Here is a 24,175-nt window from a genome sequence, read left to right on the forward strand (position 1 = left end):
GCAAAGCCGTTTATTCGTACAGGCGTGCTTGCAAGTACGTTGTTCTTGATGACAGCTTGTAGCGATCCAGCTAGTGAAGGCGTGTTAACTATCGATGTTAACCGCTCAGATTTTAAAGTTGATATTCCAGCTGCCGGTGAGCTTGAGGCCAGTAACTCTACAACGGTCAATGTGCCTATGGGGCTGCGCGGTCCGCAATCTCTTGCATGGATCATGGATAATTTTAGTACGGTAAAAGCCGGGGACGTGGTTGCGAGAATGGATGGTACTCGCGAAAGCTTTCGTTTAGAAATGGAAGAGCTAGATTATGACAGGCTTGGATTAGACAGCCAGATCCAATCTCAGAAAGACAGAACTATTGATAAGACCCTTACAACTGACACTAAACTGACTGCGCAAGAGCAGGAGTTAGCAGAAAGGTTTTTCAGTGAAGATGAGCGGGTTTATACCAAAATCGATATCATCGACCAAATGAGAAACCAAGATTACCTTGAAGCGAAAATGGACTTTTATGGTTGGGGACTCAGTCAACATGGCTCTCAAGCGGAGGCAGAGCAAGAACTTATTAAGTTAAAGCAGCAAGGACACAAAGCTAAGATCAATCGCTTCTCAAGCAACTTAAAGCAAATGGAGATAGTAGCACCACATGATGGATTGTTTGTGGCTCAGCCTGGCTGGAATGGTGCGTTACCAGTTCCCGGTGACATGATGTGGTCAGGGATGGCTATTGGTTTATTACCAGATACTTCAAAGATGCAAGCCAAGCTATATGTGCTTGAGTCTGAAGCGCTAGGTTTAGCGATTGGCAAGCCGGTAACGCTTTACTTAGATGCTTATCCCGAACTTGCTCTCAGTGGTACTTTGACTCAACTTGATGCTTTAGCTAAGGCAAAAGAGCAAGACAGTCCGGTTAACTATTTTGAAATTACCGTTAGTTTAGATAAAACCATGGTTGAGATTATGCAGCCTGGCCGTCAAATTAACGCAATGGTACATGCGCTGGATTTAGAGGATGTTATTACAGTTCCGAACCAAGCACTGTTTCAAAAATCTGGTGAATACTGGGTTTACCTAAAAACCTCTGCAGGCTTTAAAAAACAGAGTGTGACACTAGGTAATCGCAGTCTCAACCGTACCGTAATTACAGCAGGACTCAAACAAGGCGATACGATTGCATTAACCACTCCGCCTAAAAGGAATCGAGTATGACCAAAAATAGAGCGGCAGTGGATTTAACCCAAACGCTAGCACAGCCAACTCAAAAGTCATCGTTTGCTTGGGGAGTTTATTGGGAGGGGGTTAAACAGGCTTTCGATGAGATGCGTCACCATAAGTTACGCACTTCGTTAACTTTGCTAGGAATGATTTTTGGTGTTGGCGCCGTTATCGCCATGCTAAGTGTAGGCGAGGGCGCTGAACGCGAAGCGCTAAAAATGATCGAATCTATGGGGGTAAAAAACCTAGTTGTTAATGCCCGCCCTGCAGATGGCGAAGCGTTGAAATCTGTGCGGGAACACAGCGTAGGTTTAAGCTTAAGAGATATTGAAAGCGCTCGTGACACTCTACCTTTTGTTGAAAACTGGAGCGCCGAGAAAAATGTAAAGGTGTTTAGTTTATTTAGCTTAAAAGGGCGCAGTGACGCGCAAGTTGTTGGGGTAACGCCAAGTTATTTTGAATTAAGTTCTTTACCATTAGGTGAAGGTAGAACATTGGTTGATAGTGATGAGGCTTATTATCAGCAAGTTGCAGTACTAGGACCTGAAGCTGCTAGGAGTTTATTCCCTCAAGGCGGTGCAATAAACAGTTTGATTAAAGTTAATCATCAATGGTTTACCGTCGTTGGTGTGTTGTCTGAAAAAGAGGGCAGTAAATCAAGCATTCAAGGAGTAAAACTCGGCGGCGAGCGTAACCAGGTATTTATTCCTTTAACGACCGCGCTGAAAAAAATGCAGTTTAAAAGCTTAGAAAGTGAGCTTGATGCATTTAAGTTAGCATTAGCTGACGGCGTTGAGCCGTCATTAGCGGCGAAAAGTTTGCAGCATTTGCTGAATCGACGCCACGGTGGTGAGAAAGATTTCGATGTAGTCGTGCCCGCTGATTTGTTAGCTCAACATCAAAAAACCCAGCAGATCTTTAATATTGTCATGGCCTGCGTCGCGGGTATTTCGTTACTGGTAGGCGGTATTGGCATTATGAATATTATGCTAGCGACTATTTTAGAGCGTACTGGTGAAATTGGTCTGCTAAGAGCCTTAGGCGCTAAACGCAAAGATATTGCCCGGCAGTTTTTAATCGAGAGTATCGCAATTTCGGCAACGGGCGGCATTATTGGTATTGGCGTAGGTTTATTACTCGCGTTGGTTATTTCATCTGCTGCGGGCTGGCCTGTGGCATGGTCGCCATTTGCAATTTTATTAGCGCTTGGGGTTTGTATGACGATAGGCGTTGGTTTTGGTTTATACCCTGCAAATAAAGCGGCTAAACTAGACCCGATTATTGCATTGCAGCGAGATTAACGGCTAGGCAGGCACTTCAGAATCGTCAATAAACATGATAACCCGTGGTCTCGGCACGGGTTATTTTTTGGTTTTATTAGATTCATTTTAAATAGGTACGAGTAAGGTCGCTTAATCCAACTAACCGAGAATAGTTTACTAATGTGGCCTTAATTAATGTCATTTAACTAAGGCTAACGTTCTTATTATAGCGTGTCTGTGATAGTAATTTTGCATGTAAAGCATTGCTATAGCCTTTGCCTCTACAGCATTTTTCGCTGGCTTTTAAAGTGACTCATTGCTTCCCAACGGCCACTCACACCTGTGTCCTGGCGTCTCCGTCTTTCGCTTTCCTAGATAATAAGATACTGGCGCCAGTATAAAGATTGGTAGTAAGAATAAAAAGCGCTAATACTTGACCAACTAGTGTTGCATTTACTGACATTCCGCTCTCCTGGTCGAACATATAACAATCACGAGCTTTGCTGTGTCACGTCTGCCCATGCTTGTTAACTGCGTGACGTATCATTCATATCGGTTTATTACGAAACCATCTTTTTCATAGGTCTCTGTATGGCAAAAGCCAAGCTTTAATAGCAGCTTATTTGAAGCTACGTTTTCTTCTACGACTTCGCCTATAATTTTTTTGAGACCCAGTACTTCACGTGCGTAAGTAAGAGCTGCGCCGACAGCTTCAGTTCCAAGACCCTGTCCCCAGTACTTGGGTAACATGCGGTAGCCTATGTCAGGGCAACCTAGTTCCGGCTCATATTTAACACCACAGAAACCTATTACCTTGTTGTCATCCTTGTGGACAAGGGCATAGCGGGCATAACCATACCTTTTGTATTCTGCCAACCATACTTCTCTGATTATATTTTCAGCATCAGCTTTACTTTTTATGACGCCGGCGTCGCCTGTGAACTGCATAACATCAGAGCAAGTCGAGAACTCATAAACGGCATCAACGTCCTCCAATGTGAATTCTCGCATCTGAAGGCGATTTGTTTCGATAAGAATTGTGATAATGACACCTTTGAGTTCAGTTAACAGCTTATTATCCTGCGTCTCGGATAAATCCCTGCTTTCTAATTAATTTACATCGAACATATCAACATAACCTATTGATGTAAAATGACTAATTTTCATTAGCTTGTTGTTTTTTAATCATATCGCTCCGCAAAATTGAACAATAACATTTATCGAGTCTAATTTTATAGGTTAGGTTGTTGAAAAGTTGTGCTTATCTGTTTGTGAGCTGATTTATAGCTCAAAGATAGGACTGGTATAACTTCATGAACCATCAAATTCAAAAAGGGGAGTACGGAATTCTTCAACTGGAACCACAATTTTATTGTAGGTTTGTTTTGAGCGACAATCGATATTTTTAAGCTTGGTAATTCGTTCTTGGATAGAAGTGAAATCAGATGTTTGTACCGAATAGGCTATACCCTCTCCAATAGGGTTTAAGTCGACATACATCATACAAGCTAGCAGTGCTTGTTCATCAAGTAGCGCCTGAAATTTAAATCGTCCCTCTAGATTACAACCATCTTCGCCACACCGATAAGCTCGTCTTACGCAGCGGTTAATGATGTGATAAAAGGGAGTTGTTTGTGCGTCAATTAGAGTTTGTCTTGCGGAGGTGATGCAAAACAACCTTCACTAAGCAGTAACAATCAGGTAGCTAAAAGCTTAGTAGAGGATGGATGATAGGACAAAGATATGGGTGTCCTATCTATTTCCTATTGATCTTAGTTTCGAATCTTGATTTTATTAATTTCATTACCATTACTATCAGTCGTCAATATAATATTATCACCTTGGGATAAAAAGACTGACTTGAGCTCATTTTTAGATGAAATTAGCACTCTGTCTAAAGGAATTTCATCTCTATGGTTAAATTTAAAAACGTCAACCATGCAAGGGTACAAGTTTTTACAATCACTTGCGCTGACGTGGTAATTAACTCGGTCTAAAGAAGCCCACTTTGGACGTCCATTGAGGTAAATTGTCCTTGGCCACAAAATTGAAATGTCCCACTTATTTGGATCAGAACTCCAAATTTGCTTACCTTTTACAAAAATAAATGGTTCTTCCATTTTGACGCTTTTAACAGCTCTAGAATACGTAGGATGCTCATACTTAGTATTACTTCGTTCTATGCGGCTAGTTTGATCAATGGTTAGCGTTTCTAAGGCCGTGTACTTTTTAAGTTTACTTGCTAACCATTTCTCCTCATTTATATGAGAGTAACCAACATGGATAATAATTTTTGCATCTGGATCTTTGTCAAAGACTTTCTCTTTGAGAGTTAATGCAGAATTGGTTTCCCGTTCATCAATTGTATTAAGTCTACGTGGCTTATGTTGGTCATATGAAATAATTTCAAATCCAATTTCTTTTGCTTTAAGCACTAGATTTGCATAAAGTGCTTCACGTGTGTAATACCCAACTTGCTTAGTTATAAAGCCTTTATCAATTTGCTCAGTAGCGGAGTTACTTAATGTTTCTGCTGCAAAGTAGCGATAACCCTGCCCCCATAATCCTTTTAGTAAGCGGTAAGTTAAAACTCTGTGTTGTGCAATATCATGAGCTTCATTGACCATAACGATTTGATGTGTTTTAGCCCGCTCCAAAATTTCGACAACAGCATTTTTTGCATTATAGTTAGCCAAATCTTCAACACTAGAGCTTTCTATTTCTGCTGTTTTATCTCTACTAATTAAGGCATTACTATGTGAACCAGCAAAAGAATATTCAACACTAAGCTCTTGCATGAGAATATCTAAGCCGATGGGATTGTTAGAAAAATCTTTGGCAAAGTCTTCAATGAATGAGATTTTCTCAACTAAAGTTTTACCTTTCGTTTGTTCTTGTATTTGGTTACCGATTTTTACTGCCTGTAAAAGGAATTGTTCGTGCTCATGCTCTTCAGAGAGAACGGAACTCGAAGCAAGTAGGCAAAACAGTATTATTTTTTTCAAATTAAATCCTTTTATTCGAAACTTAATAATGAATTGGATAGCAAGTTAGCTAACTACTGAGTTCAACTGCTTATTATCTTACGTCTTGGATAAACCTTTGCTTCTAATTAATTTTGACTCAACATATCAATGTAACCTATTGATGTAAAGAGACTAACCCTCTGCAGTTACCATTTTTCAGATTTTTTCGCTTCGCGAAATTAAACAAGAACACCTGTTTCGTCCAATGTTAAGCCATAAAAACCTAACACCTATTTATGTGGATGATAAGTAGCGGTTTAAAGCTGCACCTAGCGACAAGGGGGGAGCGAATATTTCAAATATTCTTCGCGGTTGCAATACTATTAGCGTTCATCCATCATTTTGAACGAATTTAGAGCTATTTGTGCGGTAAAACGCTCAAAAAATATCAGCAATCGAAGATAAAGTAAGCTATTGTATTGGAAGTATTTAACGTTCCAGCAGGCTTTAGTCGTATTTAGCCGTAACATGATAACTGTCAAGGAAGCGCCAGTTTGATCAACAAAGTTATTACTAAGCACAATAATTTTTATTATATGACAGCAGCTTTAGTTGTATTGCTATTAAGTGCATCGTTAGTTAAATCGGTGGCTGACGGTATGCTTGAATCCCTATTGGATGGGGTGATAGCGGCAACCTTTCTTGTTTGTGTGGTTAGTCTAGGAGTGGACAAAAGCTGGAAGCGCTTTATGCAAGGACTCATTGTTGTTTGGCTTATTGCTGCAATGGTTAAGCGCTTTACAGCCATACCGAATATCGATCTTTTCATGCTAATGCTCATGTTTGCTTTTTTCTGGGGCACCTTTAGTTCAATCGCTAGGCAAATTCTGTTTAGTGGGTCAGTGGACGGCAACAAAATCGTTGGTTCTATAGCGCTTTTCTTGCTACTTGGCTTAATGTGGGCGTTAGTTTATCTATTGATCTTGGCACTATCACCGCAAGCATTTAGCGGTGTTGAGCATAGTGTTTGGGGGCAAAACTTTTCTCAAATGGCGTATTTTAGTTTTGTAACCTTAACAACGTTAGGCTATGGCGATATCAGTCCGAATACGCCATTTGCTCAAGTCGCAGTTTATATGGAGGCAATTGCCGGCGTATTTTATATGGCAATTGTAGTTGCAAGTTTGGTGAGCGCAGGAATGGCTCAAAAGGAAACCCAATAGGAAGCGTACTATGGAAAACCCGATGCAACATAATCAAAGTAAGTTGTTCATCAATAATATGATGGAGTCTGCAATTCGAATTGGCTTGTTGTTTATATTGGTTGTTTGGACCTTTGATATTATTAAGCCCTTTGTGATCCCTGTTTTGTGGGGAGCAATTATCGCAGTGGCGTTAATGCCTATGACTCAAAAGCTTGAACGTGCTCTCAAGGGGCGGCGAGGATTGGCGGCAACGATATTAGCATTCGCTGGTATTACATTACTTATTGCACCATTTTGGATAGTCACTAGCTCTATTTTTGAAGGCATTTCACACTCTATTGAAGTGCTGCAGTCAGGCGAAGTTGATATTCCTGGTCCGACTCAGAAAATTGCAGACATTCCTTTGATAGGTGACAAGCTGTTTGAGGCGTGGGCACTATTTGCCAATAATTTAGAAAAAGCGGTTATGCATTTTTTGCCGCAAATCAAATCTGCTGTAAGTGCTGCCGCTGGGATGCTTGGTAGCAGCTTAGGAACACTGGTGATGTTTATTATTTCACTGGCCATTGCTGGTGGATTTATGGCTCATGCAGAAAAATCAGCAGCCGCGGTAAATACCGTAGCGGTTAAAATTGCTGGAACTCACGGTGAAGAGTGGACCACGTTAACCGCTGCAACTATTCGCAGCGTGCTACTTGGTGTCGTCGGGGTTGCATTTATCCAAGCGATTTTGATTGGTTCGGCATTATTTACTTTTAGCATTCCAGCTGCGGGACTATTTACTTTTATCGTGTTTATTTTGGGGATAGCGCAGTTGCCGCCGCTGCTGGTGGTTCTACCACTGATCTTCTATGTTTTCTCGACTCACGACTCTACCCCTGCGACCATATTTACAGTTTGGGTGTTAGTGGCCGGAGTGTCTGACAGCGTATTAAAACCTATGTTAATGGGGCGTGGTGTTGATGTGCCAATGCCTGTTATTTTAATTGGTGCGATTGGCGGTATGATCACTGCGGGGATCATCGGTCTTTTCTTCGGGGCGGTCGTTTTGGCTATTTGGTATGAGTTGTTTATGACGTGGTTAAAAACTGAAGAGCAACAAAATGCCAATGCGGAACAGGCAAATGAAGCTGAAGATAAGTTAGTGAGTTTGCCGGTTGAAGATTAATTCTAGTTACTAACCGACAATTTTAAAGGATGCTATTGGCATCCTTTTTTGTATATTTGTTTTGCTGCTATTTGTAAATTGTAGCCTTGGTTTAGAATTGAAATTTTAATTACCTATTGGTAAATTACCGCCGTTTATACTCGTATTTTTAACATGTTGTAGAAAATACTGGATTAGCAGGCAGGAACAATAAAGTTCAGCCTTTTAGTTTATCTAAAAGATAAAATCGACGGGACACAATAGTGGCAAATTTAAAACCTATAGTTATACGTTGGTTTGAGCAGGGCTTTATTACTAAAGAAGCATTACCAGCTGCACTGCATACTGCTCAGGACTCGGCCGAATCTCATGCTTCGACTATACAATGGCATGCGCTTATTACATTACTACTGACTTGGGGCGGAGCCTTGTTAGTAGGAGCTGGCGTTGTATTTTTTGTTGCAGCTAATTGGCAAGTTATGGGCCAGTTTAGCCGCTTCGCGTTAGTTGAAATGTTACTGCTTACCTCACTTTTAGGCTATATATTGGTGCGCCGCCGCGCCGTAAATGCAGGCGATATCAGTGGTTTTGGCTACACCACAGCCAATGCAATACTGCTTCTATCAGCTATTATCATCGGTAGTTTGCTTGCACTCGTTGGCCAAACATATCAAACAGGCGCAGATCCTTGGCAGCTCTTTGCTATCTGGGCGTTACTTATGTTGCCGTTAGCATTGGTCGCAGGGAATGAGCTGCTTTGGCTACTACTTGGTTTATTGCTTAATTTGGCCGTGTTACTTTATTTTCAAGCTTTTCCAGGGGCATTGAACTGGTTATTTGGTCCAACAGCTTTATTAGCTTGGTTGTTTTTTCTTAATCTGAGTTTGCACTTAGCTTGCAGTTTGTTAAGTGGTCGATTTGTTCGGTTGCCGCGGATATTGAAAATACAGCAACAGCGCTTTAACGCGCCGTTATTTCAACAAATTACTATGTTAGCTGCGGTTGGTACTATCACAATACTGGCGATAGAGTCCTTGTTTGATGAGGGGCCAAGTATTTGGGGATTTGTTTATACGGCCGTTATTGCAGCTGGTTTTTTTGTATATAACCATAAGGTGAAAGATATATTTGTCTTGGCGATTGGCGGCTATAGCTTAGTCACCGTGGTCAATTGTTTATTTATTCGTGTGGCTCTTGAAGGTAGTGATGTTGTCGCTATGTTCTTGCTGTTAGGGATCAGTATTATTGGCTCGACAACAGGCGTAACCCTGTGGCTTAAACAGCGTCATAAAGCGTTTAATACCGGAGCGTCAGCATGATTTTAGATAAACTTTTTCATGGCCGTTTTGCTGAGAATAATAAAACAGCCGAAGCAGAACTTTGGACGTTATTGGTCGGTAAGGGTCTAATTAAACAAGATTTGACCGGTGCTAAATTAACAGAGGGAGATTCTGATAATTTGCCTAAATTGCCTAAATTGCCTGAATTTGACAGTAAAAGCCCTTGGTATATTCAGTTTATGCAGTCTATTGGGGCTTGGTTTGCGTCGCTATTTATTTTGGGGTTCACTATTACCTTTTTCGGCTTACTTTATGACGATCTTGGTACTCAGTTTGCTTTTGGGATCGGTATTATCTATAGCCTTGTTGCTATAGGAATATATCGCAGCAATAGCAGTTCGCAGCTGTTTGCTAACCAAATGGCATTATCAATCAGTCTGTGTGGACTATTGTCGTTAGGTTATGGGTTAACGGGTTGGTTTGAGCCTAATCATGGTATTTACTGGCACTTTAGTTTTGGTTTAGCTTTATTAGTCCATTGGCTTGTGATTAAGCATTACAGTCATCAGTTAATGATGAGCTTTGGTATGCTAGTTTGTTTTGCGGCTATGGCCTATGAGCTCGGTTTTTTGGCATATGTCGCACCCCTTTACTGTATCTTCTTTTGCGCTATATGGCTCTATGAAGCCAAAGTAGGTCAATATTATTCCAGGCTTAATGCTCTTGGCTATATGATTGCCGTTTGTTTAGTGCTAATTCAAATTCCTTTACTGATGCAACATGGTGACTTTCAACATATTGTTGAACTACCCATTATTGCTCCTTGGTCTAATGTTGCATCCGTCGTGACTGCTTTTTGTATTGGCGCAGTTGCTATTAATCATATTTTAGGCTCTATACATATTTCATGGCGCAGCAGAATAGGACTATTCTGTTTGATTGGTTTGGTTTTGAGTGCGGCTTTATCTCTTGTAATGACCGGGCTAATAACCGCGCTTTTAATATTGCTCATGGGCTTTTACCTAGGTGAAAGGCTACTTTTTGCGCTTGGTGTCTTAGGGATTTTAAGCTTTATTGGTTGGTATTATTACAGTTTGCAGTTGCCTTTGTTGGATAAGTCTTTGTGGTTAGTGGCATTAGGTTCGATGTTATTGTTAGCAAAGGTGTTGATGATAAAATTCATTCCTACATCGCAAGTTCAAACAACCCCAAATTAGCTTGAACTTTAGCTTGGAATTTAAGCTTTAAACTTTAGCTTTGAACACAAGTTTACACATTCAGTTAATTAAGGCGCGTATTAACAAAGATACCAGATGGATAGCGAAACATGGTTGAACAACACACTAAAAATTACAAACTAGCTTGGCCTTGGGCTATGTATGTCGTTATTGCAACAATTCTTACTATTGTTGCAGTTGTAAATTGGGATATTTTTAAAAAAGAGCAACACCTAGCAGACGGTCAAGTAATTCGGCTAACGCTAGCGCCAGTTGATCCTCGCTCGTTAATGCAGGGCGACTATATGGTGCTCAATTATGCGCTTGCAGCGGAAATCTTGCCGTTGATGGATGAGATTAGCTCTGATGGATGGTTGCAAGTAAGCTTAGATGAAAATCGAGTGGCATCCTTAGTGTCGATAGCCAAGGAGCCCCATATTAAACAGCAGCCAAGCTCGCTGGTTAATATTCAATATCGACTGCGCAATAATCGCGTTAAATTTGCGAGTAATGCATTCTTCTTTGAAGAGGGGCAAGCAAAGCGTTATGAGCGTGCTAAGTATGGTGAGTTTAGGGTCAACCAACAGGGCGGGCTATTACTGCAATCTATGTTGGATAAAAACTTTAATAAGCTTTAGCGCTGAATCAAATTTAAAGTCATTCAAATTCGGGTTGAAATAAGTAACAAGGTCTAATACTCAGCTTAAACCTTGTTATACCAATCAGTGTTATTGCCGTTATTTTATCATTATATCCAAGCAAGTAGCCCAACAATAAACATCGCCAACAGCGCGCTAAAACTGATAGCAAAGGCGATGCTACGTAATACTTTGATATTTAAATAATAACAAAGCATATGTAAAGCTCGGCCAATGAAGTAGGTAAGGGCGGAGTTATTGAGCCAATCCGGATTTGCATTTGATAACATCGCGAATAGAACAAATAGCAGTAAAATGCCGATACTTTCATTACTGTTTGCTAGAGCACGATTCGCTCTAAAGAGCAGCTGATTATGATCTTGCTCAATGCTAAAGCCTGGAGTGTGTTTGGTTTTGATCCCTACGACATCAACTATGGCTAGCTGTATCCAAAATAGAGCGCCGGATAAACCTAATACTAAGACTGACAGTCGATATGGTTCGATAAATTCCATTTTAGTTCCTTGTTATGGTTAATTGTTCCCTTGAGTTTTATGCTTTTCTTGTTTTGTGGCAGTGAGTAATTGATAAGTACCTATGGCATAACAGAGCCCGATAGCTAAGCAGAACATTGACGATATGACCATAAAGCTCATATTGTTTGCTAGCTCTGCCATATAGGGAGAGTCAGCTAATATCACTACTGGAATAGCGAATAGGGCTCTTGCCAAAAATATGAGGGTGATAATTGACAAAATAGGCTTAATGAAAGGCAGTTTTCTAATGGATTTCGCGCCTGAAAACGCGTAAAAACTCCAAATTGCTAAAATGCTGGCAATGATGAAAGTAACAATTGCAGGGTAGTTTGAGCCTTGCTCCTGCATTTGTGCCATTTGCTCTCCGGCACCAAAAAAGCGGTACCAATCTGCACCACCGACAATAATCATTAAGTGAGTTACTGCGGCTATTGCGGTTAAGGTTCCTGCTAACTTAAGTGATCTCACGGTTCTCTCCTTTGAACAGTGTTGTAGCTATTATGCGCTTTTTAGGCTGACGACTTCTAGGCTGAATCGCTTGATAAGGGAGTGGCCATTATCGCTGCTGTTCGTCTTGAGTTAGTTCGCCTAAAATCGCTCTGTGCCAATCAAATTATACTGATAGATATAAGTCCCTTTGAAATGACTATTGATGTTTGAGCATGTTAATTAGCAAGTTCAGTGAATATTTTTTCAGAGATTTTATAGTTATATTGCCTAGCTATTTTTTGAGAGAAAAATAGTTGTGGTAGCTCGTAGATAGCAATTGCGAGCAGTAAATAAACAGCCTGATGATAACCTAAACAAAGCCCTGTAATGCTGATGACTAAGCAAATGAACTCAATAGCAAAGAGTCGATATTTCTTTAGGTATAAATGATGGAAACCACCTAAAAATAACCAGTTTAACGAGGCATAGGTATCAGGATCTTTAAGCTGGGTTGATTGCTGCTTGTAATAGGCTTTTTTCTGTTCAGCAGGGAGCTGGTTGACTTGGTTTCGAAGTTGCTCTTCTTGTTCTTCCAATTCGTTCCAAGGTTGCAAATATTGCACTAGGGGACCTCATCGTAAATTTTTTGGCAAAGGTCGGGCTGGTTGCAACGTTTAATGCGTGATAAACCTAGTCGCCAGCCTTTTATTGCACCATATTTAATAATGCATTGCTTGGTATATTCAGAGCATGTCGGCTCAAAATTACACTCGATATTTAACAGCTTTTTTGAACCACCACTAGCTTGATAGCGGTGGATCAATTTTAGCGATATTTGCTTAAACAAGCTTATCTACCTAAGGTAAGAATAACCGCTTCACGCTTCCAAAATAGCATAAAGCGCTTTTGTTCTAACACTTGGAAAACAACCTGCCAGCCGTCTTGAGCGTATTTATTCATCTCAGCTTCAATTTTCTGAATAGGTAAGCCACTAGCGCCTAGAAAGATAGTACCGCAGCCGCCTTCAACAATATGAACAACTTTGTATTCTGTATATTTTGTCATTATTTATCAACCACATAAAAAACGCCGATGATAGCTGACTAGATCTATGGTTTCAATAGTAAGTTTATACTGAGTTGCATTTGCAAAACGGTGAGGCGATAGGCAACCACAAACTCGTATAACCTGAGTTTGTGGTTGCCCAAAAAATGGTTTTTGCGTGGAAAAATAACCTAAATCAAAATATCCTAAGCATTGTAGCTGTTATTTTTTGACCCATTTACCGGACTTATTTTTAATGTAATGACCTTTTTTAGTGGCTTTAATTGCTTTTTCGGCCGCCAGTTTTGCCACATCATTGACTGTGATCTGATTTTTCTTAGCTATCTTCTCATAATGGGCTTTGCGCTTAGCGTTGACAGAACTAACTACCGCGTTAGCTTCAGCTGAACTTTTTACTACGCCTAAGTAGCCATTAAGCTGCTCACCAACGAGCCCTTGAGCTTTAGCATCTTGCAAAGAAATAGCAAAGGCATTAAAGCTAAGTACTAAGCCTGCAACAAGTACAAGTAATATAGACTTCATGGGGTTCTCCTATAATTCCTTTGCTTAAAACAATTCGTCGTCAGACAAAAGTTGATCTAACTCTTTGTCGACTTTGATTTTTATTTCATGCTCAATTTTAACATTAAGATTAATCACAATCGGTTTATCTGGTGGTTCAATTTTTACTGTTGGGCTACAAGCCACCAACGCATACGTCGCTATCACGACACTCAACAGCACTCTAGCACTTTTTATGTTAGAGCTTTGATGAGTTATCTGCTTTTGATTTTTAGGATCATGCAATGTGCTCATTGGCTTATCCTTTCCTTATTCGCTTGGACTATATTGGGAACCATTAATTTATAAATATATAAAACAATAAAAACAACAGATTGTTAGGTTTTACCCGGTTGTTATTTTACAGCTCGCTCAATTTGGTTCTGTAAATTATCACCAATCTGTAAACTTCTAAGTAACTGTAACATGTTCTCCTCTTGAGAGTAGTTAAAGTGAATAGGGCGCTCCATACCGCGGCTGCGACCTTTTACATTGACTTTAAGTATGGCATCACCGAGAGCGTTCATATCAAATGTGCTAGATAACTCAGAATAGTTAAGGTGCTCAAGTGTTGAAAATGCAAACTCTAGATAAGGTTGGCTTTGGCGCATTTGCTCCACTGCAGGGTTATTGCCAATAGCGATTAAACCGCCAGGTGCTCGAGCAGCAAGCTTTCCACCAATAACACTGGCTTTACCGTTATCAAGATTGACTGGCAAGACGCCATCAAAAATGCCTGTAGCATAAACACCAACTTGAGGTTGAATGGCCAATAGCTGCTCTAGATCTATTTGTTGCAATACAAAATATGCTGATGAAGGTTGTTTTAAATTTAACTCAAATTGCGGAATGAGCAGCTGACCACCAAGTAAATCCCCTTGTGCGGTAAGTGCAAAAGAAGCTTGTTTGACGCCCAGTAGTTGCTTAGCTAATGCAAGGTTATTGCTATCGCTTGTTTGTTGTTCTGCGGCTTTAGGGTCTAGCGTTGGTGTCTGGTTGATTGAGGTATTAGTTTGAGATTCAGTAGCAAAGTTTACAGCAGCTTCAGCGTTAATATCTGTGATAAGCACTCCTGGGTTAAACGCCAGTAGTGATAAGGCTATATTGTCACAATTAAATTCGCTTTTACGTTTATTGTCGCTATTTTGCTGCCAGTTAAAATTACATTGGGTGTCCATATTACCACCTTCAAATGGCAAATTGTTGATACTACCGGTTATATCTTTAACTTGTGGAATAAGACTTGCCGCAAAAGCTAATTGTTGATTTTTTTCAAGCTCATAGTGCATAGCAAATTCAGCATTGCCTTGGATATCAAGTGATTCAGGTAAGCTGTCTGTTTGACTGAGAAAAGCCAAGATAGGGGCGAATTCACTACTAAACTGCCAATCGCCGGCTAGCGAAAAATACTTGATATTATGTTGTGGTGCCAGTTGATGTTGGCTAGTTAGGTTAAGATCATTTATTTGCCAGCTTTCATTAGTTTGAAGAGTTTGCTTATTTAAAGCTAGTACCTGCAGTAGTGAGATCTCGTCAAATTCGGCTAGCTTCTGTTTAATATGACGTCTTTTACTAAGCTTGCTCGGTTTATTCTTTTCTGCAATCCCATGCAAGCGACTTGAGCTTGTAGGCTCTAGTGGGCGGTTATAACCCGATTTATCTATGCGAACGTTTGATATATCAATTGCTATCTGATTACTCAGCTTATGAGATAGTAGTTGCTGCGTAAGCGGGAGATTGAGCGCAGCTTGATCTTGGTTCTGCTGCGCAGTAACCTCGCTCAAGGGGGCAGCTTTAGTGTAAGTTTTAGCATTAGCTGCTCGAGTCAATTGCTGGGATTCTGTAAATGAACGCAATATTAGTTTAGTTGGGGCTTGTAGATTAAAGCCTATGCTGGCAACTTTTAATGCGTATTGTTCTTCTAGCTCATTGTTAGTTACAATGTTGCTGCTTAAACCTGACACCTGATAACTAAATGCTGGAATGCTTAATTGGTTCATGCTCAGCTGTTTGCTGGCGCTGAAATAGTCACTATTTGCGTTCATGCTAAAGCGATACTCAACTGGGGAGTCAAGGAGTAACTTGGTTTGATCTATGTGCAATGTGTTTGTTGCGGTTGAATGGGCTTTTAATGAAGTGCTATTAGCTGATTGAGGCAAATCAGGTTGAATTAACTCAATTCCTTTACTTGTTTGCTGGGCGCCGCTTTTTATTTGAATATTAAAATCAGTGTTGGTGCCAGTTTGGCCTGCACTAAGATCTCCCGATAGGTTAATTTCAGATTGATTGAAGTTAACTTGGTAAGGCAGTTTATTGAGGGATGGCCACAAACGGTTAAGTGTTAAAGCCTGATTATGCGATGCCTCAATATGCCAATCGCCTTTTAGCAGGTAGTCTGAGTTAGCGTTATCTAAATGATAATGGAGGTCATTGACTGCGATTACCGCTCTTAATTTGCTGTCTTTTAGTTCTATTGATACAGCAGGTATGTGTAGCTTGTTTTCGGTAATTTTATAACTTAATCCTTGAGCTAGATTAATCAGCAAGTTAGGGCTCTGAATCGCTTGGTCTGGCTTGCTATTGACAATATTTGAATCGTCTATATTTGAATTGTCTAAGCTTAGTTGCTGATAAAGGTTGAGTAGCGCTTGTTCAAACGGTTTATCATTGAGTTTTTGTAGCAGATTTTTAAGTCGTTCATCACTGTTTACTGTGATGATTGTCGGATCAGTTTCCGACAATTTTGTGTCCAACCTAAGCGGTAGTGAAAACGGCTCTACAGTTAGAGTCGGCTCGGTAATATGCCCCGAAATATCAAAGCTTAGCCCCGATGAGCTATGTTGCTTTTTTTCACTGGTATCAAGACTCATTGGCCTTAGCAGTGTCTGCTCAAAATCATCAAAAACCAAACTCGCCTGACTTAACCTATGTTGCGAGCTGATTTGCGCTGTTTTTAAATTTAGCTTGAGTCTTGAGTCTAGATTGGCATGAAGTTGAATATGTTTGTCATCAATCTTTTCAACAAGCTCATATAGCGGTGCTAGTAAGCTCTGATATTGGTGATTATGGTTTACCTCGTTAGTACCGCTTATTACGTTGGTTTTATTAGCTAAAAGAAGTTGCTCACTTTGAGCTAGCTGACGGCTAAATGCTTGCAGTAAAGTTAAATCAATATTGCTGCTAGCGCGCCATTCTGTTTCATTTAGGTCTGCAGAAAGTGTAAGCAGGGGCTTATTATTGATATAAATCTGGCTTTGAAGTTGTCTAAGCTTATTTAAGCTTAAGTTTTGTAAATCAACAGATAACTCAGACTCATTTATGCCTTTAAGGGTTAAATGAGTGTGGTTGACCTTAATATCTGGTAGTGAATCAAAATTTAGGCCAACGGCTGGACCAGTGGCATGAGCGGCAGAACTTGACTGCCATAATGCACTGGGTGACAGTGCTACATCAACACGTTCAACGGATAGCGCCAACAGATCATTGATCTCAAATGCCCAAGGTTGAGTGTTTTCATCAAACATTAGATTGAGATCTGTCAGGCGGATATCGGTGTTATCTACGCTGATTAACGCGCTTGCAATCTGCCATTGGGTAAAGCTTTTAGGAGCAAAACTGAGTTGGTGTATTTGAGTGTTATAAGCTGACAAGTATTGATTTGCCAGTTCGATAGTCATTTTTTCATAAAACTTGAGTGTTACAGCAATAGCAATAGCAATGAGCAAGGCTATACAAAGCAATGATGTGACTAGATATCGGGTGGCTTTTTGTCGCCTGTTTAGTTTTACAGCCTGTTGCACTTGCCTGATCCCGTTCATTGCGTTCTAACAGTCACTCATTTGCCGAGTGTTGTTTGCTGAGTATTGTTTGCTCAGGAACTTTTAGTATAGTCCGCTGATTCTAACACCTTAATTCAGTAACGAAATAGACTAATTCAAGGCTTATAGGTTGTTCGGCAACATTAAGGACTACCGATCAATGCCATGAAGATTGTGATGTAGCTCAAACAAAACCATTTATATGGCGATTTTTACCGATACAAGTTGAACCATTTGTTACTGATTTGCTCAACAGTGAGCGTTGCTGAGTAGTTTCGCTGTTCTTTTGGCTAAAAAGCTTTGTTAGCCGCAGAGCTATTTAGCCAGCAGTATTTAACAGAGAAGAGGTTCCCTTTGAAAAATTTTGCATGGTTATTAATTTTTGTTCCCGCTGTTTGTAGTTGCTTTTTAGTTGTGATGGCTATTTTGCATTACTTGCATGTTATTGAGAGTGCGAATTTATTAGTCAATATGATGTTTGCATTACTGGGCTTAAATTTAGTGGCTGGTGTTGCCATTGCAATAAGAACATCAGGTAATTTGCCATATCTTTTATTTGGTAATTTACTGTTCTTTATTATTTTTGTGTTTTCTATAGCAACAGTGAACACACATAATTGTGACCATCACACAGCAGATAAAGCATCGCAATTTAGTTCGCCAATTTTGGGAAAAGAATTGGATTTTAGCGATTATGTTACTGAGTAAGTGTGGTGATGAATTCTGATGATAGCCAATAAAGTGACAAGCAAATGGTGAATATGTCTGTGTGTGAGCTTTGAATATTGTGTGAGCTTTGAATATTTGTGTGTGGCAAGCAAGGAGCCTAAACGGTCAGCAGTGAAGTGAGTGAACTGCTGACCGGTATTTTTGATAATGCGAGTTAGGTTATAGCTGGTTAAATCGTTATATACCGCTAAGTATTATGCTATTTCCAGCGAATATGTGTGGTTAGCGTATGAGTTTCATTTGGCGCAAGCACTACTTTATCTTCAAGTACGTTAGCGGCTTCTAAACAAACCATGGTGAGGTAATCATCGCTATTAAAACGAGATAAACGCACTGACTTGTCAATCCAAGGGTTCCAGAGCACTGCGCTTGTACTATTTTCGCGGCTTACTTCAATGATTCCATCTGGTGTGTGTAGCTCTTGTGTTTCACCTAGGTCAGTATATACGCGGTCAGTTTCACGAGTGAAGTCGACGCCATCTTGCTCTTGCGCAAATGGCCCATTTCCAAACTCGATGAACTTAGAGCCTGTAAAACCAGAAGCTTTTAATTGATGAATATCTTCAATTGGGAAATAGGTGTGTAATGCTTGGGTTAAGCTGATTTCATAGTCACTTTTATTGATATTAACTAGGCTAACGCTTAGCGTATCACTTAAGGTCATTAATACTTCAACTTCAGTGTCGTGAGGCCAATATTGTTTATCTTCTTCACTGACTTTTAGTGTAAATTTTAGATCGACCACTTGATCACGCATTTTTACAGACTCGAGCGACCAAAGACGAGTTCGAGCGAAACCATGCTGCGGAAAGTCTGGATTGTCAGACATACCAAACCAAGGCCAACATACTGGGATCCCACCTCTAATACCATTACCAGGCTCATAATCATCAGCACTTGAAACCCACAGTAATGGTTTTTTGCCTACAGGCTCAAAATAATCAATTTGTGCACCTTGCAGGAAAATCCGAGCTTTACATAAAGGCGTATTAACGTCGACGTAGTCTAATCCATTAGCATGTTTTTTGGTGGTGACCGAACCCATGAGGTGTTGTCCTTTCAAAGCGTTATCATGAATAGTGCGACTTAGCTTACCCCGTTTTTCTGGGCGAGATAAGCATTCTTTTACACGTATTTGCGGTAATGCTGTTCTCTTGAGCAAACAAAAGAGATTGGAGAGGCAAATGACTCTACTGTGTTTGTAAATCCCTACGAATTTAACATGATATTAGGCTATCTGTTGGCACTGTATGGATATGCTAGTTTCGCTGCTCCTTTCTTATCAATTCGAGAATATTCCTAGATAGTTACTGGCCAAAAAATAGCTGTGTTTTTGTGCAAACTTGGTTATGGTGGTTAAAAGGTGGTCAGAGCACCGACCATTAATTATAAAAATTATTTATAAGAACAAGGGATCTCTTTATGCCTATCTACCAAGCGCCAATACGTGATTATCAGTTTATTTTGAGTGAATTACTCAACGTCTATCAACAGCCAGAGTTGCAAGGCTTTGATGAGTTTGATCCAGAGTTGATTGATGCGGTGCTGCAAGGTGTAGCTGATTTTACAACTGATATCATGTTGCCTTTAAATGGTAGTGGCGATTTAGAGGGCTGCCGTTTACAAGATGGTAAGGTTATTACTCCAAAAGGTTTTAGTGATGCTTACCAGCAATATATCGATAATGGCTGGGCAACCTTAACCTGTGATCCTGAATATGGCGGCCAAGGATTACCTGAAGTGATTGGCGTCTTTGCCACTGAAATGAAAACTTCAACCAATATGGCTTTTGCCATGTATCCCGGTTTAACCCACGGCGCTTATGCAGCTATTCACGCCCATGGCAGTGATAGTTTAAAAGCTAAATATTTAGACAAATTGGTCAGTGGTGAATGGACTGGAACCATGAACTTGACAGAATCTCATGCTGGGACAGATCTGGCGTTATTACGCACTAAGGCAACGCCTTTGGCTGACGGAGAGTTCGCTATCAGCGGTGAGAAGATCTTTATTTCATCGGGTGATCATGATCTGACTGACAATATTATTCACCTGGTATTGGCAAGATTGCCAGACGCTCCTGAAGGAGTGAAGGGGATCTCTTTATTTGTGGTACCTAAAGTATTAATTAATGAAGACGGTTCGTTAGGGCAATTAAACCAGCTAAAAGCTTCGAGTCTTGAGCATAAAATGGGGATCCATGGTAACTCGACTTGTGTGATGAATTTTGATGGTGCTATTGGCGAGCTGGTGGGCGAGCCGCATCAAGGTTTACGCGCTATGTTTACCATGATGAATCAAGCAAGGCTTGGTGTTGGTTTACAGGGGCTAGGTGTGTCTGAAATTGCCTATCAAAATGCCCTTGCGTATGCACAAGATAGAATTCAAGGTCGCGCGTTAAGTGGCGTGAAACAAGCTGAGCAAGCAGCTGATCCTATATTGGTGCATGGCGATGTGCGACGTATGTTGTTGGCGCAAAAATCGTTTAATCAAGGTACTCGTGCACTTATGGGGCAACAAGCGCTGTGGCTTGATGAATCTGAGCGCCACTCTGACCCTCTACAAGTTAAAGCAGCATCAAAATTGGCTGCATTGTTTACGCCTATCGTTAAGGGCTTTGTAACCGAACAGGGGTTTAAAGCCTGCGTTGATGCACAGCAAGTATTTGGTGGCCATGGTTATATCCATGAATGGGGCATGGAGCAATTTGTGCGTGATAGTAGAATTGCGATGATTTACGAAGGCACTAATGGCGTGCAAGCACTGGATCTTATTGGTCGTAAAGTATTAGCTGATAAAGGCGCGACACTTAAACTGTGGTCAGAGTTGGTTAAAACCTTAATAGAGCGCAATATAAAAAATCAAGCGATGAAACCTTATATCGAGGGCTTAATGGCCTCTGCGGCAGATCTTGAAAAGGCAACAGGCTATATCGTTGCAAAAGCGGCTAAAAATCCTGATCTAATTGGTGCGGCCTCTATGGCTTATTTACAAATATTTGGCATCACAGCATTAGCTTGGATGTGGACACGTACAGCTGAAAAAGCCTTACAGTGCCTTGAGAATGGTGCTGACGACAGTGAGTTTTATCAAGATAAATTGGCAACGGCAAAGTTTTTCATGCACTACTGGGCGGTACAAACTACAAGTTTAGTTAAGCAAATTGAGTTGGCTAGTAGCGATATTGTGGAGTTTGAAGATAGGGCTTTTTAAACGCAGCTTTAAATCAGTCAATTTAAGCTGCTTTTAACAACTAACGCTTGATTGAAGATGGCACCTTATAACCCTAACCTGGTTTGAGGTGCTTTTTGTTTTTTGCTGCAGCTGCGATTGGTATTAGACATTGCCATGCCAACTAAGCTAACCTTGGCGCACCTTACCAACTGCGCCTTTCAGTGCAGTATTTACAACAATAAACAGCGATGGCTGTATTCATTTTATTAGGATAGACATGCAGTATAAATGGGTACTTTTTGACGCTGATGAGACCTTGTTTCACTTCGATGCTTTTCAAGGCTTGCAGCTAATGTTTTCACGATTTGACGTAGATTTTAGCCGTCAAGATTTTGCCCACTATCAAAAGGTTAATCAGCCTCTTTGGGTTGATTACCAAGATGGCAAATTAACCGCTCAGGAGTTGCAAAATATTCGCTTTACAGAATGGGCGCAAAAACTCACGGTTTCAACCCAAGAGTTAAACAGTAGTTTTTTAAGTGCAATGGCAGACATTTGTCAGTTGCTTCCTGGTGCGCAAGAGCTTATTGACTCACTGACTGGCCGAGTCAATATGGGGATCATCACCAACGGTTTTACTGAATTGCAAAGCGTGCGTTTACAAAAGGTCGGTTTAGTCGATAGATTCTCGCCATTGGTGATCTCAGAAGAGGTGGGCATAGCTAAACCTGATGTCGGCATTTTTAACCATGCACTCTCTTTGATGGGCAACCCTGATAAAAGCTCAGTATTAATGGTCGGCGATAATCCACACTCGGATATTTTGGGTGGCATTAATGCAGGTATTCATACCTGTTGGCTTAATAGTAATGGCGCTGAAAAGCCCCATGATATTAATCCGCACTACCAAGTAAGCACCTTGTGTGAACTACGGGAGATCTTAAGCTGTAAACAAAGTGCTTAATTGCCAGTAATCACCTCTATTTGCTTAGCTTTTCAAAGTGGAGCAAGCGGTTATTAGCGGGCATGGGGTGATCAGTGATTAGCTCCATGCCTTGCTTATTCGCCAATTCAATAATCCATTCAATATCTCGAATAGCGCTTTGATTATTTTGCTCATATAACCATAAATCGAAGTTACGATTGCTATCGCTGGTGTATTGGCCATTATAGTTAAACGGACCATAGATACACAGTTGCCCGTGTAGCGCCAAATGCTCGCCGATTCCTTTAAAAAACTCCTCAACCATGGCTTTAGACATGATGTGCAAAGTATTAGCGGTGAAGATACCATCAATTACGGGCTTCTCAAGTTGAGAAATAGGCCATGCTTGGGTGACATCAAGAGTTAAAGGTGGACGTAGATTTATACTTGGCTCTGCTAATAACCATGCATTAATACCATCATGGTAAATGCTCTGATCGCTGGTTTGCCAGATTAAATGCGGCATTAGCTTAGCAAAGTGTACCGCATGCTGGCCTGTACCGCTGCCAACTTCTAGTACTTGGCTGGCTTGGCTAAAACATTGCTCGATAACTGCGGCGATTGCAGCTTTATTGTTTTCACAGGATTGAGAGTAGGGGAGTGAGCTCACGGTAACGGCTTTGTTTGTAAATGATGGCTATTGTTTTACCGTGTCTAGTGGCTAAATTCAATCTTGGATAAGGAATTTTACGGCTGTTTTTTATGCCTTTTAGGCTTCAAACCCTTGCCAAGCTAAGTTTGGGATTAAGAACTAGCAACTTTTGAAATATTGGTATTATCCGTAGGTTGCCAAAAGAAAAAGGGTTAAGCTCTAGGTTCAACGAAAGAATAAAAGGTGAGTATTTTGGCTATAGAACACTACGAGATAGTTTCATTACTTAGCGAACTTGAATGTAGAACCAACTTTTCGATTAAGAAAGTGACTGAGTACATGCTGCCTAAGTTAAAAGAGCCTTTCTACTTGTATCTTGATGGTAAGCAAGCACAGCTAGTGATCCGCCCTGCTTATGAGGTGTTTAAAGCTGACTTTGCCGAACTTGAAGGGGTGAACGCCAAAGAGCAATATTGTCATTATTCAGAGATGACACGTTTTCCTAAGCGGGTTCAGAAAAGCGTGAACGGCATACATTATGGCTTAGCATTTAGCTTTGATAGCAAAGATGCGCTTAAAGCTTTTATTGCGAAACTGATACAGATTAACCAAGGCTAAACTTGTATTTTGGCTGATTGTTGTAGTGAGTTTGGCAAAGGAGAGATGAGTGACCAAAACAGAGAAGAAAATCGATAAGTTAATCAGCGGCGCATTAACTTTGGTGTGTGAAAGCGCAAAAGAAGATGTAAACGGTTTTTTGTGGTTAACTCATCAAGTCAACTTTTCCAAAGTGTCTGACAGCTTGGTTATTCGTTTTATGTTCGAATCGCAAACGGCATTGAGTGAGGCGATTGAAATTGGTCAAACTCAACAGCTGGCATTATTGAGTGAACGCATATTAAACCAACATGACATTAAGCTTACTCAAGCGCTTAAGCAGTGCCGTTTTGAAGTTGTAAAAGCTATTAGTAAGTAGCTTTTAGTAAACAACTATTAGTAAGTCATTAAGAGAGCTTTTATATCGCAGCTTTGCGCCTAGTTTTAGCTCTGAAACATTTGCACACCAAAAGGTATACCTAAATTTAACTTATACTGGTTTACAATGCGGCCATTATCATTCGCCCTTTCATTGACAAGGAGTCGATAAAATATGGAACCTAATAGGGCTTCAGTTAAAGAGTCTGATGTTGATCCCGAGCTTGCAGCCTTGGTATCAGAGCTAAATCGTAAACGAATAAAGTTGTTTGTCTTTGTGATTGGTATTGTAGCGGGTCTGCCGGCTGGGTTTTATGGGGCACGTTGGGTGTACCAATTGATGTTTCCTCAGGGCTGATACCATCGATTAAGACATAAAAAAGGTACGTCATTGACGTACCT

25 protein-coding genes and 1 pseudogene are annotated in these 24,175 nt (G+C 40.5%); 13 read left to right on the forward strand and 13 right to left on the reverse strand.

What is annotated here, in order from left to right:
• The first annotated feature begins 48 nt into the window (after positions 1-48).
• Both L2740_RS00505 and L2740_RS00510 read left to right on the forward strand, forming a co-directional pair.
• Positions 49-1,209: an efflux RND transporter periplasmic adaptor subunit gene (locus tag L2740_RS00505; protein WP_420833493.1), complete on the forward strand. Its 1,161-nt coding sequence runs from the start codon at positions 49-51 to the stop codon at positions 1,207-1,209.
• Positions 1,206-2,516, forward strand: coding sequence for an ABC transporter permease (locus L2740_RS00510; protein ID WP_420833490.1), 1,311 nt, complete (start codon positions 1,206-1,208; stop codon positions 2,514-2,516). Before L2740_RS00505 ends, L2740_RS00510 begins: the two co-directional genes overlap by 4 nt.
• Before the next feature lie 504 nt (positions 2,517-3,020).
• On the opposite strand, the gene L2740_RS00515 is transcribed toward L2740_RS00510, so the two are convergent.
• The 3 genes and pseudogenes from L2740_RS00515 to L2740_RS00525 form a co-directional block, all read right to left on the reverse strand.
• On the reverse strand, positions 3,021-3,488 hold the full coding sequence (locus L2740_RS00515; RefSeq protein ID WP_275973901.1) for a GNAT family N-acetyltransferase: 468 nt from the start codon (positions 3,486-3,488) through the stop codon (positions 3,021-3,023).
• A 303-nt stretch (positions 3,489-3,791) separates the two neighbouring features.
• Positions 3,792-4,145: pseudogene (locus L2740_RS00520) on the reverse strand (hypothetical protein); the annotation flags it as partial.
• 104 nt (positions 4,146-4,249) lie between these two features.
• Complete coding sequence (locus L2740_RS00525; RefSeq protein ID WP_248947992.1) at positions 4,250-5,482, reverse strand: hypothetical protein; 1,233 nt, start codon at positions 5,480-5,482, stop codon at positions 4,250-4,252.
• A gap of 515 nt (positions 5,483-5,997) precedes the next feature.
• On the opposite strand from L2740_RS00525, the gene L2740_RS00530 reads away from it, so the two are divergent.
• The 5 genes from L2740_RS00530 (at position 5,998) to L2740_RS00550 (ending at position 10,930) form a co-directional block, all read left to right on the forward strand.
• Positions 5,998-6,666 carry a potassium channel family protein gene (locus tag L2740_RS00530; protein ID WP_248947993.1) on the forward strand — a complete coding sequence of 223 codons (669 nt, stop codon included), beginning with the start codon at positions 5,998-6,000 and terminating at the stop codon, positions 6,664-6,666.
• Between the two features lie 10 nt (positions 6,667-6,676).
• Complete coding sequence (locus L2740_RS00535; protein ID WP_248947995.1) at positions 6,677-7,816, forward strand: AI-2E family transporter; 1,140 nt, start codon at positions 6,677-6,679, stop codon at positions 7,814-7,816.
• Positions 7,817-8,058: 242 nt separating this feature from the next.
• Complete coding sequence (locus L2740_RS00540; RefSeq protein WP_248947996.1) at positions 8,059-9,114, forward strand: DUF2157 domain-containing protein; 1,056 nt, start codon at positions 8,059-8,061, stop codon at positions 9,112-9,114.
• Entirely contained in the window at positions 9,111-10,292 is a 1,182-nt protein-coding gene (locus L2740_RS00545) for a DUF4401 domain-containing protein (protein ID WP_248947998.1), read from the forward strand. The genes L2740_RS00540 and L2740_RS00545 overlap by 4 nt, the downstream gene beginning before the upstream one ends.
• Positions 10,293-10,402: 110 nt before the next feature.
• Positions 10,403-10,930 carry a GDYXXLXY domain-containing protein gene (locus L2740_RS00550; protein WP_248947999.1) on the forward strand — a complete coding sequence of 176 codons (528 nt, stop codon included), beginning with the start codon at positions 10,403-10,405 and terminating at the stop codon, positions 10,928-10,930.
• Between the two features lie 110 nt (positions 10,931-11,040).
• Here L2740_RS00550 and L2740_RS00555 read toward each other — a convergent pair whose 3' ends face one another.
• The 8 genes from L2740_RS00555 to L2740_RS00590 form a co-directional block, all read right to left on the reverse strand.
• Entirely contained in the window at positions 11,041-11,445 is a 405-nt protein-coding gene (locus L2740_RS00555; protein WP_248948000.1) for an MAPEG family protein, read from the reverse strand.
• A gap of 18 nt (positions 11,446-11,463) precedes the next feature.
• Positions 11,464-11,934, reverse strand: coding sequence for a hypothetical protein (locus L2740_RS00560; RefSeq protein WP_248948001.1), 471 nt, complete (start codon positions 11,932-11,934; stop codon positions 11,464-11,466).
• Between the two features lie 197 nt (positions 11,935-12,131).
• Complete coding sequence (locus L2740_RS00565) at positions 12,132-12,518, reverse strand: TM2 domain-containing protein (RefSeq protein ID WP_248948002.1); 387 nt, start codon at positions 12,516-12,518, stop codon at positions 12,132-12,134.
• Complete coding sequence (gene yidD, locus L2740_RS00570; protein ID WP_275973902.1) at positions 12,518-12,742, reverse strand: membrane protein insertion efficiency factor YidD; 225 nt, start codon at positions 12,740-12,742, stop codon at positions 12,518-12,520. Before yidD ends, L2740_RS00565 begins: the two co-directional genes overlap by 1 nt.
• Before the next feature lie 2 nt (positions 12,743-12,744).
• Positions 12,745-12,960, reverse strand: a complete 216-nt coding sequence (locus L2740_RS00575) for a DUF4177 domain-containing protein (protein ID WP_028766941.1) — start codon at positions 12,958-12,960, stop codon at positions 12,745-12,747.
• A gap of 201 nt (positions 12,961-13,161) precedes the next feature.
• The gene (locus tag L2740_RS00580; RefSeq protein ID WP_248948003.1) at positions 13,162-13,482 is read right to left on the reverse strand and encodes a YdbL family probable chaperone protein; all 321 of its coding nucleotides are present in this window, start codon (positions 13,480-13,482) and stop codon (positions 13,162-13,164) included.
• 24 nt (positions 13,483-13,506) lie between these two features.
• Positions 13,507-13,755, reverse strand: coding sequence for a YnbE family lipoprotein (locus L2740_RS00585; protein WP_248948005.1), 249 nt, complete (start codon positions 13,753-13,755; stop codon positions 13,507-13,509).
• 101 nt (positions 13,756-13,856) lie between these two features.
• Complete coding sequence (locus L2740_RS00590; protein WP_476707510.1) at positions 13,857-17,318, reverse strand: intermembrane phospholipid transport YdbH family protein; 3,462 nt, start codon at positions 17,316-17,318, stop codon at positions 13,857-13,859.
• A 300-nt stretch (positions 17,319-17,618) separates the two neighbouring features.
• Here L2740_RS00590 and L2740_RS00595 point away from each other — a divergent pair, with 300 nt between their 5' ends.
• The gene (locus tag L2740_RS00595; protein ID WP_248948007.1) at positions 17,619-18,026 is read left to right on the forward strand and encodes a hypothetical protein; all 408 of its coding nucleotides are present in this window, start codon (positions 17,619-17,621) and stop codon (positions 18,024-18,026) included.
• A gap of 220 nt (positions 18,027-18,246) precedes the next feature.
• Here the strand turns inward: L2740_RS00595 and L2740_RS00600 are convergent, their stop codons facing one another.
• On the reverse strand, positions 18,247-19,092 hold the full coding sequence (locus tag L2740_RS00600; RefSeq protein ID WP_248948008.1) for a D-hexose-6-phosphate mutarotase: 846 nt from the start codon (positions 19,090-19,092) through the stop codon (positions 18,247-18,249).
• Positions 19,093-19,469: 377 nt separating this feature from the next.
• On the opposite strand from L2740_RS00600, the gene L2740_RS00605 reads away from it, so the two are divergent.
• Together L2740_RS00605 and yjjG are read left to right on the forward strand one after the other, a co-directional pair.
• Positions 19,470-21,260: an acyl-CoA dehydrogenase C-terminal domain-containing protein gene (locus L2740_RS00605; protein WP_248948009.1), complete on the forward strand. Its 1,791-nt coding sequence runs from the start codon at positions 19,470-19,472 to the stop codon at positions 21,258-21,260.
• A 238-nt stretch (positions 21,261-21,498) separates the two neighbouring features.
• Positions 21,499-22,185: a pyrimidine 5'-nucleotidase gene (gene yjjG / locus L2740_RS00610; protein WP_248948010.1), complete on the forward strand. Its 687-nt coding sequence runs from the start codon at positions 21,499-21,501 to the stop codon at positions 22,183-22,185.
• A gap of 16 nt (positions 22,186-22,201) precedes the next feature.
• On the opposite strand, the gene L2740_RS00615 is transcribed toward yjjG, so the two are convergent.
• On the reverse strand, positions 22,202-22,816 hold the full coding sequence (locus tag L2740_RS00615) for a DUF938 domain-containing protein (protein ID WP_248948011.1): 615 nt from the start codon (positions 22,814-22,816) through the stop codon (positions 22,202-22,204).
• 234 nt (positions 22,817-23,050) lie between these two features.
• Here L2740_RS00615 and L2740_RS00620 point away from each other — a divergent pair, with 234 nt between their 5' ends.
• The 3 genes from L2740_RS00620 (at position 23,051) to L2740_RS00630 (ending at position 24,131) form a co-directional block, all read left to right on the forward strand.
• Positions 23,051-23,416 carry a hypothetical protein gene (locus tag L2740_RS00620; RefSeq protein WP_248948012.1) on the forward strand — a complete coding sequence of 122 codons (366 nt, stop codon included), beginning with the start codon at positions 23,051-23,053 and terminating at the stop codon, positions 23,414-23,416.
• A 49-nt stretch (positions 23,417-23,465) separates the two neighbouring features.
• A complete protein-coding gene (locus tag L2740_RS00625; protein ID WP_248948013.1) occupies positions 23,466-23,774 on the forward strand; it encodes a Fis family transcriptional regulator in 309 nt (102 codons plus the stop codon).
• 174 nt (positions 23,775-23,948) lie between these two features.
• Complete coding sequence (locus tag L2740_RS00630; protein ID WP_248948014.1) at positions 23,949-24,131, forward strand: hypothetical protein; 183 nt, start codon at positions 23,949-23,951, stop codon at positions 24,129-24,131.
• Positions 24,132-24,175 lie beyond the last annotated feature (44 nt).

It is taken from the genome of Shewanella pneumatophori, from assembly GCF_023283895.1.
Lineage (GTDB): Bacteria > Pseudomonadota > Gammaproteobacteria > Enterobacterales > Shewanellaceae > Shewanella > Shewanella pneumatophori.

Coding starts and splice junctions, on each gene's coding strand:
- L2740_RS00505 (WP_420833493.1), top strand. CDS start 49: ATGACAGCTTGTAGCGATCCAGCTAGTGAAGGCGTGTTAACTATCGAT.
- L2740_RS00510 (WP_420833490.1), top strand. CDS start 1,206: ATGACCAAAAATAGAGCGGCAGTGGATTTAACCCAAACGCTAGCACAG.
- L2740_RS00515 (WP_275973901.1), bottom strand. CDS start 3,488: ATGCGAGAATTCACATTGGAGGACGTTGATGCCGTTTATGAGTTCTCG.
- L2740_RS00535 (WP_248947995.1), top strand. CDS start 6,677: ATGGAAAACCCGATGCAACATAATCAAAGTAAGTTGTTCATCAATAAT.
- L2740_RS00545 (WP_248947998.1), top strand. CDS start 9,111: ATGATTTTAGATAAACTTTTTCATGGCCGTTTTGCTGAGAATAATAAA.
- L2740_RS00550 (WP_248947999.1), top strand. CDS start 10,403: ATGGTTGAACAACACACTAAAAATTACAAACTAGCTTGGCCTTGGGCT.
- L2740_RS00555 (WP_248948000.1), bottom strand. CDS start 11,445: ATGGAATTTATCGAACCATATCGACTGTCAGTCTTAGTATTAGGTTTA.
- L2740_RS00575 (WP_028766941.1), bottom strand. CDS start 12,960: ATGACAAAATATACAGAATACAAAGTTGTTCATATTGTTGAAGGCGGC.
- L2740_RS00580 (WP_248948003.1), bottom strand. CDS start 13,482: ATGAAGTCTATATTACTTGTACTTGTTGCAGGCTTAGTACTTAGCTTT.
- L2740_RS00585 (WP_248948005.1), bottom strand. CDS start 13,755: ATGAGCACATTGCATGATCCTAAAAATCAAAAGCAGATAACTCATCAA.
- L2740_RS00590 (WP_476707510.1), bottom strand. CDS start 17,318: ATGAACGGGATCAGGCAAGTGCAACAGGCTGTAAAACTAAACAGGCGA.
- L2740_RS00600 (WP_248948008.1), bottom strand. CDS start 19,092: ATGGGTTCGGTCACCACCAAAAAACATGCTAATGGATTAGACTACGTC.
- L2740_RS00605 (WP_248948009.1), top strand. CDS start 19,470: ATGCCTATCTACCAAGCGCCAATACGTGATTATCAGTTTATTTTGAGT.
- yjjG (WP_248948010.1), top strand. CDS start 21,499: ATGCAGTATAAATGGGTACTTTTTGACGCTGATGAGACCTTGTTTCAC.
- L2740_RS00630 (WP_248948014.1), top strand. CDS start 23,949: ATGGAACCTAATAGGGCTTCAGTTAAAGAGTCTGATGTTGATCCCGAG.